This is a genomic window from Pseudovibrio sp. Ad13, from assembly GCF_001623225.1.
GTDB lineage: Bacteria > Pseudomonadota > Alphaproteobacteria > Rhizobiales > Stappiaceae > Pseudovibrio.
Genome location: NZ_LMCC01000034.1, coordinates 33,464 through 43,404, shown reverse-complemented (window position 1 = coordinate 43,404; position 9,941 = coordinate 33,464). Strand labels below are relative to the sequence as shown.

Sequence of the window (9,941 nt, the reverse complement as noted above, 5' to 3'; positions counted from 1 at the left end):
CTTACATGACTATCAACACTTCTCATGAATATTTAGCCTCGAGCTCTTATGATTTAGAAATTGGAGATCAGGGACCCGTCCAATCTTCGTTATTAGACAGTATCAGCTTTTATGCGGACCATTTTCCTGAACTGGCCGCGGTGCAGGATCATGATCGTATCCTCAACTACAAAGAGCTCAACGAACGCTCCGCACAAGTAGCCTCAGCATTGAGAGGCCACGGCGTAAAAAACGGCGATGTGGTTGCCGTCTGTTTGCCTCGCTCTCAAGAGCTCATAGTTGTCATGCTCGCGATACTGAAAGCGGGAGCAACGGTTGTCCCGTTAGATGCCGCCAGCCCGCCAGACCGGCAAACAGCAATCTTAACTGATAGCCAAACACGTTTTCTCATCGTGCCAGAGGCGAGTGCATCCACGCCATTTTCCCAACAAGCGCATCAGATCCTTCATGCTGACCAGTTGCTCATACAAAGCCTGCATGAGAATAGCGGCGACCTCCCGCGTTATCCTTTGGCGAAAACTGCGTTTTTGTTTTACACATCTGGAACAACGGGGACGCCCAAAGGCGTTCAAGTGCCTCTCTCAGCAATCGAGAGGCTTGCCCATCAACCCCGCTTTGTCCCCATGCATATCGGAGATCGCTACGCGCATATTTCCAACCCTGCGTTTGATGCACTCAGCTTTGATGTTTGGGTACCGCTTTTAACTGGCGGATGTAGTGTCGTTTTCTCCAGTGACGAACTCTCCGATTTTGCAGGCTTTGCTCGGCAGCTGGAGCAGCAGTCGATCTCAACCATGTTCATGACAGTCTCTCTGTTCAATGCGATGGTCGATCACGGGCCTGCCTGCTTTGGATCGCTTGGGCATCTGCTCATTGGCGGCGAGCAGCTAAACCCCAAAACTGTCGAGAAATGGTATGCAGCAAACCCTGAAAGCGCCTGTCAGATATACAATATCTATGGCCCGACAGAGTGTGCAACCTTTGCCTTGTGCTTTGCAATTCCTCGGGACTTTGATGCAGACATCATTCCCATTGGCAGTCCCATTGCCAGTACAGACTGCCAGCTAAGGTCATCAAACGGTGAGATCACCAATATCGGTGAAACTGGGGAACTCTATCTTGGCGGCGCAGGCGTTGCTCATGGTTATCTGAATAGAACAGAGGAAACACAGCGTAGGTTTGTAGAGCTTCCAAACTCTGGAAAATGGTATAGCACTGGCGATCTGGTCCGCCTCAATCCGCAAGGTCTGGTCGAGTATGTGGGCCGCGTTGACAGGCAGATTAAAGTACGCGGGTTTCGCGTAGAACCTGAAGAAATCGAACAGCGCATCCAGCAATATCCGAAGATACAGCAGGCTTGTGTTGTAGCAACTCAGGAGCAAAACAATCCGCTTGAATTGCACGCTTACTTAGCGATTGAAGAGCAGCTTGATTATGAAGAGCTCGATGCCCATTTTTCTGCTTACCTGCCAGATTACATGCGTCCTCATAAGGTTTTTTGCCTTGGCTCGTTACCTCTGAATGCAAACGGGAAGATCGATCGAAAAGCCCTTCAAGAAATGCAAATTGCTCCATTCCGGCGAGCTTCCTCCTCTCAAGCCTCGGAGAGTGCCGTTCTGAGCAGCATTCTGCAAACTGCAGAGATGGTGTTGAGTGTGGCGCAGTTAAGCCGTGAAGAGACGTTGCTTACTGCAGGGGGCGATTCACTCAAAGCAATCAGCTTATCTAACCGACTCACCTCAGTATTTGGCTGCCGCGTTGCGCCATCACAGCTTTTAAACCTGACATTTGCTGAACTCTCTGAGATTGTTGGCAAGCACAATGAGCAAGCCAGCAGTTTACCGCCTGCACTTGCTCCATCAGGTTTGGCAAAAGAGCAGGCAACCTCAGAGCAAATGCGGTTATGGCTACAGCAGCAACGGAACCCTGCTGACATATCCTACAATACACCGTTCGTTTTTCGGTTTTCAGGTCATCTGAATGCCGAAAGTTTGGGTCACGCAACATATGAGCTGGTCAAAAAACACCAGGCACTGTGCACCAGCTTCCATTTCACTGATGATGGGGTGCAACAGCGGGTAGCTGAAAGCAATCCAGAGGCGTTTCACTTCCACGGAACCTTGGAAGAAGAAGCAATTTCGCAGCTGCAAACCAAACTCCTCACTCAGCCATTTGATCTTGAGCACCCAAGCCTGTTTCAACTTCATTTGGTCCACGAACCAAATGGCAGCAGCGTCCTTCTGTTTCATGCGCACCATATTATTCTGGATGGCTGGTCTCTCAATATCTTGTTTGAAGATCTTTCCCGTTTATTCCAGGCAGAAACAGACGAAGTAGGACAGGACCAAAAGCCAATCGGGCTGACAACATTAGATTTTGCGAAATGGCAGTCGCTCCTATGGGAAACTGAACACTACAACAAGCAAAAAGATGCTCTCTTCAAGCTGTACGACACACCGGAGATAAAGGAATGCTGGAAGCCCGTGCTGACAAACGGTCAAGGGAAGCAAGGTGTTTCAGCAGGGCGAACACGTTTGACACGTCTTGATGCAGCCACCCGAGCAAAGTTGTTGACCATTGCAAAGCGTCTTTCACTAACACCTCATCAGGTCTTTCACGCGCTATTTGCCCATGCACTTTATGTGCACACGGGTAGAACGAGTTTCACAATTGCGAGCCCTGTGGCGAACCGGCTTACAACAGAGTTTGAAGCAACAGTTGGCATGTTCGCCAACACAGCGTTGGTTCCGGTTAATATCGACCCAACAGCCTCTATTCGACAAAATACAAGCACCCTCACTAAGGCTGCAAAACGAGTCCTTGCCTGTCAGGATGTTGCCTTCGAACATGTGGTTGATCATCTCCAGAACAGGAAGCTTATTTCGGGCATTCCGTTTGAGTTTATGTTTGCGACCGAAAACACCCGTTACGAAACGCTAAAGCTTAATGGAGAAGGCGCGCAGCTATCTTACCCTGAAGATATCGCCTCTAAGTGCCCGCTTTATCTGTCTGTTCTTGATGAAGCTGAAACCTATCAATTCTACTGGGAGTATGATCTCAGTTATTTCGACAATGATGCTATCAACCTGCTGGAACAAACGATGTTCACTGGTTTGGCTCAGATGGAAACTGAAGAGCCTGCAGCTAACGTCTTCCAACTCAACGCACACCAAGGCATTTCGCATGTGACTGGAGCAAGCCAGTCACTACCATACACAACGGTAGCAAGCTGGTTCCACAAACAAGTCTCGTTAACACCGCATGCACCTGCCCTGGCATGGGATGGCAACACTCTCACTTATCACGAGTTGGACGAGCTATCCGATGCTTTAGCTGTTTATATGCAGTCCACTATTTTCGGGTCAACAGAACCTGTCGGACCTGCGCACGTCGCACTCTATATGGATGCTTCCCCAGACTACATAGTCTCGCTTCTGGCAGTTACAAAACTGGGTGTAACAGCACTTCCGTTGGACCTGAGCTATCCTCAAAAGCTGCTGGAGGATGTGATTTCGCAAGCCCAACCAGTTGGGATCCTCCATGCAGCGCAGGCATCCTTACCTTCTGCACTTAAACGCAAGGACTTACACGCGCTCTCAGTCGATTTGCAAGAGCTCAGAAACTTGCGAGATCATCAGCATCCTCTGAAATTTTCAGATCGTGAAAGGCCCTTATATACCCTGTTCACCTCTGGTTCCACAGGTCAGCCTAAAGGGGTTGATGTCTACAACCAGACACTTTGCAATTTATTGCATTGGCAACAGCAAGACGGAGGATTGCCCGCTGGAGAACACACCATGCAGTTTTCCAAGTTAGCCTTCGATGTCTCGTTTCAGGAGATCTTTTCAACGCTCTGTTCGGGCGGGTGCTTCCATGTCATTGATCCTCTTTGGCGACAGGACATGCAGGGCTTATTGAACTATATACGTGACAATAATCTTCAACGCATCTTCATGCCTTTTGTGGCACTGGAATTGTTTTGCGAAGCTGCTCAAACATTCAATATTTTCCCCGGAACCTTGAAGAATGTGATCACGGCCGGTGAGCAGTTATATTGTACCAAAGCCCTTCGTACGTTCTTCACGCAGTTACGCCAAGCCTCCTTGCACAATCACTATGGCCCAACGGAAACACATGTTGTTTGTGCCTACTCTTTGCACGGATCAGCAGCAAACTGGCCAACCCGCCCACCAATTGGCGCACCTGTTCACAATACCGATATTCTCATCGTAGATGACAGCTTCCATCCGGTTCCATCCGGTGAACGCGGCCAGCTCCTCATAGGCGGCAACCTGGTTCACCGATGTTATCTAGACAATGCAGAACTGAACGCAGAACGCTTTGTCATACTCCAGCCAGATAGTGACACTGACGGTTCAAAACTCTATTACAAAACCGGTGACATCGGCTTTATAGATGAACTTGGACAGGTAAATTATGAAGGGCGTCACGACCACCAGGTGAAGATCTCAGGTCACCGCATTGAACTCGGCCAGTTGGAAGCCTCTTTGATAAATCATAGAGCCATCGAGCAGGCTTCTGTTGTCTTTGATGACCAGCATAAAAAACTCCATGCCTATGTCAGCTTGCGAGTGGAAACCATCAATGCAGATGAGCTTGACCACTATCTTTCAACGCAGCTTCCTGACTACATCCGAGTTGACGAATTCAGACAGGTCGACGAGTGGCCCTGCGCTCCAAGTGGAAAGATAAATCAAAGAGCATTGGCCGGCTGCAGTTGGCGCAAGATTGAACGTAAAAAACGCAATAAAAACGCAAATAACGCAATTCAACGCACAAATGAACTCATTGCAGCTTTTGAACATGTCACTGGTGCATCCATCACTGCGGACCAAACATTTTTCGAGGCCGGATGCTCTTCCCTGCAATTGATGCGCTATCAAATGCATCTCAATAAAGCGCTGGAAGAAAAAGTCAGTATCGCAGATTTGTTTCGTTATGTGACACCTTTAGGTCTGGCAGAACATCTTGAAGGAAAAGCGGAATTAGAACCTCGGACTAGCAAATCATCGACAGCTAAAAATGCAGATAAAGTAGCTATAATCGGTATGGCACTACGTGTCCCAGGCGCAAACGACCTGGCCGAGTTCTGGTCCATGGTCCTTGAAAACCGAAGCGGAATTGAACATTTCACTCCAGAGAACCCTGATTTCGTTGGTGCGCGAAGTCAGATGAGCGAAATGATGTCGTTCGATCCTGAGTACTTCGGTATCAGCCCACGGGAAGCAGCGCTCATGGATCCGCAGCAGCGACATTTCCTGATGAGCTGTGTACATGCTCTTGAAAATGCTGGCATTCCTCCACTGAACACCGACCAAAACATCGGTGTTATCGCAAGCTGTGGTGAGACAACCTACTATCACGCAGCCCTTCGCTCCAACCCCCCAACCACCCTTCCCGACAAGTTCCAAATGGCCTTACACCATGAGAAAGACTTCCTCGCCACCAAGGTTGCCTTTCAGCTGGACCTCAAAGGCCCTGCCATTACGCTACAAGCCGCGTGTGGAAGCTCGCTGATTGGTATTCATACGGCTGCAGGCATGCTCCGAAATGGTGAGTGTGATGTCATGCTAGCAGGAGGCGTGCTTGTAGATCCCGATATGTCAGAGGGCTATAAGTATCAGTCTCAGCACATCTTTTCCAAGGATGGCAACTGCTCACCGTTCAGCAAAGACGCCAGCGGTACCATCGGTGCCAGTGGTGTTGGGGTTGTGGTGTTGAAGTCATTGGATCGCGCCCGAGCGGACGGTGATCGCATCTATGCTGTTATCGAAGGATCAGCCATCAATAACGATGGTCGGTCCAAAATGAGTTATACTTCACCTTCAGTTTCCGGACAGGAAAGCGTTATTCGTCAAGCCCTTACGAATGCAGGAGTAAGGGGTGATCAAGTCGGATATGTGGAAGCGCACGGAACAGGGACACAACTGGGTGATCCTATTGAAGTACAAGCCCTTTCATCTGCATACGGTAATCTCCCCAAAGCATCCTGTGCACTCTCGTCTGTCAAAAGCCAGATCGGCCACTTAGGTGCCGGGGCTGGCGTCCTTGGGCTTATTCGCGCTGCTCTGTCGATCTATCACGGCTATGTACCCCCTAACCTTGGATTTGAGCAGCCCAATCAAGAGCTTGGCTTGGATCAAAAGGGGTTCTATATCCCGACCAACAGCAAAAAATGGGAAGATACACGCCCACGTTATGCAGGCGTCAGCAGTTTCGGAATTGGCGGCACAAACGCTCATGTTGTAATTGGAGAAGCCGCGGAAGACGAGCTTCGACAATACGCAACTACAAAATGCCTTGTTCTATCAGCACATACCAAGATTGCACTTTTTTCTTTGGCAGAAAAGATCAAGAATTATCTTGAACATAACCCAACTTCATTTCAGCAGGTTCTCTCACATTTGCAATCAAGCAGGCGAGCACACCCATGGCGTTTTGCTATAGATTGTGATGAAGTCGAAGAGGCAATTAAAACTCTCGGTTCATTCGTCCCGCATTACTGTGATGAGAATAAAGGAGCTTGCGATCCCGCCAGCCTAACCGCTGCTGATTGGCTGGAAGGCAAAGAGATTGTGTCCCAAAGTGCAGGTACTCCGCCGCCTTGGGATTTGCCGGGTTATTGCTTCAATCTTCAACAATACAACGTGTTAGAGCTTCCAGCAGCCAAGAGTAAGGCGAGTGAAAACCTTCCAAAACGCCTGCCAGAGGAACAATGGCTAAGCCAGATGGTTTGGCAACCAGTCTGCCGTGTTGGAAGTTGCCAAACAGCGCAGAGATCAAAAACAGCGGTTGTCCTATATGATCCGAACAACGTCTCCGATGACTTTGCCGCACTTGATGCCGTCTACCATCGTGTTGTGCTTGTTTGTTATGACGGACGCATTTCTGGTGCTCATTCAGACAAGTTGTCGGTAGATCCGTTTTCTACGGACTCCGTTGAAGACCTTCTGAGCCACCTGTCATTTATGAACCTAGGAGAGTTGGACTGGCTTCATGCACTTCCATTGTCCAGTAAAGGCGAGCAAAATGAGTTGGATAGCCTTCGGGAAGCAAAAAAGGTTTGTCTGGATAGCCTGACTTATGTGCTTCAGGCTCACTCTAAATATGGGCTTGAGATATCCAGAATATGCCTGCTCTCTTACGAGGCTGCACCGGTGAATGGTACAGTCGCTCAGCCGCTACACGGACTACTCGCTGGTCCGCTTTCTGTGATCCCTCAGGAGTTTGGCATCCAGACACTCTGGCTGGATTTAGAAGACACAAAACAAGGTTTTATTTGGCCCGAGGTTGCGTTTGCACTCTCACTTGAAGAAATGAAGGCACAACGCCTTGCCTTGCGTAATGGATTTGTTTGGGAATGCAGGATCTTACCTCTTTCTCAAAATCGCCCAACTATCGAACCGATTGAACTCGATGCGTCAGCTCTCTTCGTGGTGACGGGTGGCAGCGGAGCGATTGGAACTCAAGTTTGTAAGAGCCTGCTGGCTGATCCTCTTGCTCAAATCGCAATTATCTCCCGCAATCCGCGCATTCCAGAAGAACTTCTGCAGTTTGATACAAGAATTCACCTGATACAGGCTGACATAGGAAAGCCAGCCACGTGGCTTATGACGTTTGAGAGTGTCACCAAATTAAACATGCCTGTTGTAGGCGTTGTCCATGCCTCTGGAGTTGGAGAAGGAAATCTGATTTCTTTCCGTGACCCGATAGAAGTCTACAACAAGATGCTAGCAAAGTATGAGGGAAGCATTTTTGTTGAGCGTTTCATTGAAGTATTCAAGCCAACGAGGGCTATCTACTGCTCGTCAATGTCAGCTGTTTTAGGGGGAGCTGGCCAACTGGACTACGCTTCCTCCAACGCCTTAATGGATAGCTTTGCGCATTACAGCAATCCGGTGACCCCTGACACAATCAGAACCACCATCAACTGGGATATCTGGAGCGAAAGTGGGATGGCGACCCACTCCAATACACAAGATGAACTACATCAAAAACACCTGACGCTTGGCCTATCCAACAAAGAAGGCCTGCGCACATTTTCTCGTGTACTTCATACAACTGTACCGCAAGTGCTGGTTAGCACTTGTGATGTTGAAGAGGCTCGATACTTCTATCGATCACTGGTCAGGAACGAGATCAAATCTGATGCGCGAACGAGCAAGACACACAAACTAAAACTCATTCGCGATCAGATAGAAACCCTTCTTCTGCAACAGCTTGGACTTGATCAGCTTGCCCCTGATGAATGCCTCTATGACTTAGGTATGGATTCACTTACTCTTCTGGATGTCGTTAGCCTCTTAGAAAACTATGGCATTCAGGTGTTACTCTCCCAAATCCCAAAGAACACTTCCTTAGACCTGATTATGAATCTGGTTGAACAACAGCACAAGGCAAACCCCTCTTCTCCAAACAGCACTTGGGCAGATGCAGTTGCCCCGCACCAATGGCATTCTGGTGAGGGTGATGAAGTTGTTGTTCTCATACATCCAATCGGAGGTGATGTTGAAGCATACCGAGAACTGGCAGGAAAACTCCCGGACAACATTGGGATCACCGTGATTGCCGATCCTGCCCTCACAAATCCCGATCTACCAGAAATCAGTTTAAAAGAAAGAGCTGCGGTTTACGCTGAAGCCATAGCGGAAAGGTTTGCAAATAAGCGGATTCATTTAGTCGGCTGGTCATTCGGCTCATGGGTTGCTCAAGAAATGGGACTCTGCTTCTCGAAGCAACAAAGAGCTCCCGGCAACTTAACGCTCATTGATCCGCCTGCACCAAACTCTGGCGAAAACCTGAAGCAAATGAGTGAGCAAGAAGTCGAAATCATCTTCTTAAAGGAGCTGAAGGCGAAATGGCCAGATAAAAGAACCCTTGTTGAGAACAGTCATGAACGACAGGCCTATCAAGAAGCACTTGTTCGCTGTACGAAAGCCAATCTGGAAGCGATGGCACACCATACAATGAGTCCGACGCCTTTTTGGCAGGCGAGTGTATTCTTGGCATCTGAAACTGCCAAAGGGTTGAACGGAACCCAAAATACAACAGCAAACTCCCATGAGATCTGGGTTAAACTACTGCCAGATTTACAAAACTGGCAGATTGTAGAAACAGATCACTATTCAATACTCATGGGAGAAACGTTAGATCACGTATTGGCTACTGCTGGTTTGGTCAAAACACTCGAGTTGGCGTAATTGGAAGGGGGAGTGGATGTCTAAACTAGTGATACCGGGGTCCACTGCGAGGCTACAGCTGTAACCTTCCCATCCGACCTCAATATCCAGCAGTTTCAAAGGAAGAGGTTCTGAAGTGATCCAGGGGTGCTGTTGCTCTAATTTCACGTCAAGTGAGCTGAGGTCATCACGCAGCCCTTCACCTGTTGCCTTTAAGATGGCTTCTTTCCGGGTCCAACAGCGATAAAACATGGCTGAGCGTTCTTTGAGACTCCTTGATTCAATGTGTAAACGCTCCATCGGATGACAAACAAGCAGCATCAAATCAGTCATTTGGCTGCCTTGTCGCTTGAGTTCAATGTCAACACCCAAGGGCGCATTATGTGCAAAAGCGACTGCAACCAAACCGCCTGAATGACTCACATTGAATGTCGGGTATCCTGAAAGGTATGGCTTACCACCATCTTGCAGCAGAAAGGGTATTGGCGGCTGATCCACTCCCAGAATGGTTCTAACGACCCAGCGACCCAAGGCAAACGCGCGCCGGTCTCGTAAGAACCTGAACCGGGCACCTCTTGTTTTCTCTTCAGCGGTTAACGCTTGGTCCATTGGAAATGGATACTCCAATGGCAACAAAACAAGCATCACTTTGCCTGACTCACAGCAACGTTGCCATTGCTCTTTCACAGCCAAAAACCAATGCTGAGCATCAAAGACGGAATATGAAACAGGCATGAAATC

At 48.7% G+C, this 9,941-nt stretch carries 2 protein-coding genes; one reads left to right on the top strand and one right to left on the bottom strand.

Going from position 1 to position 9,941, the window contains the following annotated elements; genetic code table 11:
* Positions 1–5: 5 nt before the first annotated feature.
* Positions 6–9,221: a non-ribosomal peptide synthetase gene (locus PsAD13_RS25600; protein ID WP_084404833.1), complete on the top strand. Its 9,216-nt coding sequence runs from the start codon at positions 6–8 to the stop codon at positions 9,219–9,221.
* Here the strand turns inward: PsAD13_RS25600 and PsAD13_RS25595 are convergent.
* Positions 9,168–9,935, bottom strand: a complete 768-nt coding sequence (locus PsAD13_RS25595) for a 4'-phosphopantetheinyl transferase superfamily protein (protein WP_063319896.1) — start codon at positions 9,933–9,935, stop codon at positions 9,168–9,170. The two genes, PsAD13_RS25600 and PsAD13_RS25595, sit on opposite strands and share 54 nt — an antisense overlap.
* Positions 9,936–9,941: the final 6 nt, after the last annotated feature.